The sequence below is a fragment of the Lysobacter enzymogenes genome (genome assembly GCF_900106525.1).
Classification (GTDB): Bacteria; Pseudomonadota; Gammaproteobacteria; order Xanthomonadales; family Xanthomonadaceae; genus Lysobacter; species Lysobacter enzymogenes.
In genome coordinates, this window is sequence record NZ_FNOG01000023.1 from 1 (window position 1) to 1268 (window position 1268).

A 1268-nucleotide genomic window follows, 5' to 3' on the forward strand; every position below is an offset into this window, starting at 1 on the left:
CTCCTGGGCTTGCCGGTGGACCTCCCGCCGCAGGGCCAACTCCAGCTCCCGCAGCCTCTCCCGGGAAATGTCTCCCGCATAAGTGCCTGCATACTCCAGTCCCAACCGCCACAGCGACAGCACGTGCCGGTCCTTGACGCTGTTGCTCTGAAAGCGCCGCTCGTGCCCTGCCTCTCGCGCCTGCAGGCCCAGCAGGCACAGCGCATAGCTGGCCAGCACGGCAATCAGCAGCAGGATCTCGATGCGCCGCGGACAGCGGCTTCGATGCAGCCCCAGGCCAAACCCCAGCCGATGGCTCTTCAGGTCGCGGAAGCCTTCCTCGACCTGCATGCGCCGCTTGTAGATCGCTGCGACCTGCGCGGCATTCCACTGCGCCTCGGGCAGGTTGCTGGCCAGCAGCCAGGGCTCGCTTTCGCGCTGCGCGTTTTGCCGGCTGCGCTTGTCCCGGGCTACGGTTCCGGTGACACGCCGGTGCTTGCGCCCCCGTGGCGCATGCTTTACCGCGTAGAGTTGGGTGGACCAGGGCGCCGAGCGCGTCATTTCGAGGCAGCCGAGCCGTTTCGGCGATGCCGAGGCCAGGGCGTACAGGCTTTTCACCGGCTGCCAGGGCTGCTCGCCGAATCGGCACAGATCGCGATTGCGCACACGGCCGACGTAATGCCAGCCCATGGCTTCGACGGCTTGGAACCAGGGCCGCCGGAAACCGGCATCGGTGACCAGGATGGGCGTGCAGCCGGCCGGCAGCATCGCCGCGAGAGCCTCGAGCAGGCGTTTCTGGCAACGCGGGCAGCCCTCGCGCGGATGGACGACCTCACAGACCGGCAGCGAACGTCCGGCCAGCGGGATCGCGGCGCGCAGCAGGAACAGCTTGCCGGCGGCATCGATCGGCGACCAGTCCACCAGGATCGACGGATGCTTGAGCGACCCCAGCAAGGCGCGGAGCATGGCCCAGTAGAACAACCCTCGCTCGGCCTGCAGCTGCCGATTGCCGAGCAGGCGGTCGACCCGCTTGATCGCATGCTTGGGATAGGCAGAGCCGGGCAGGAAGCGCCCCAGCGCGGTCAGGCTCAGGCAGCGGCCTTGCAGCAGGGCGGCCACCGCGGCCATCAGGGCTTCGAGACGGCGGGCATGGATCGTGAGGAGTGCCTTGGCGAAGGCATCGTGCAAGAATTGGACGGTCTGCATGGGTAGGGGGACATCGGTCAGTTTGGCGACAACCAACGTGCCCGCCCATGCAGGCCTCTTCAAGCCCTACCCAATTGATTTTC

1 protein-coding gene is annotated in these 1268 nt (G+C 67.4%); it reads right to left on the reverse strand.

From position 1 onward, the window contains the following. The coding region (locus BLU84_RS25350) for an IS4 family transposase (RefSeq protein WP_074873784.1) at window positions 1-1185 on the reverse strand (1185 nt) is incomplete at its 3' end. Window positions 1186-1268: the final 83 nt, after the last annotated feature.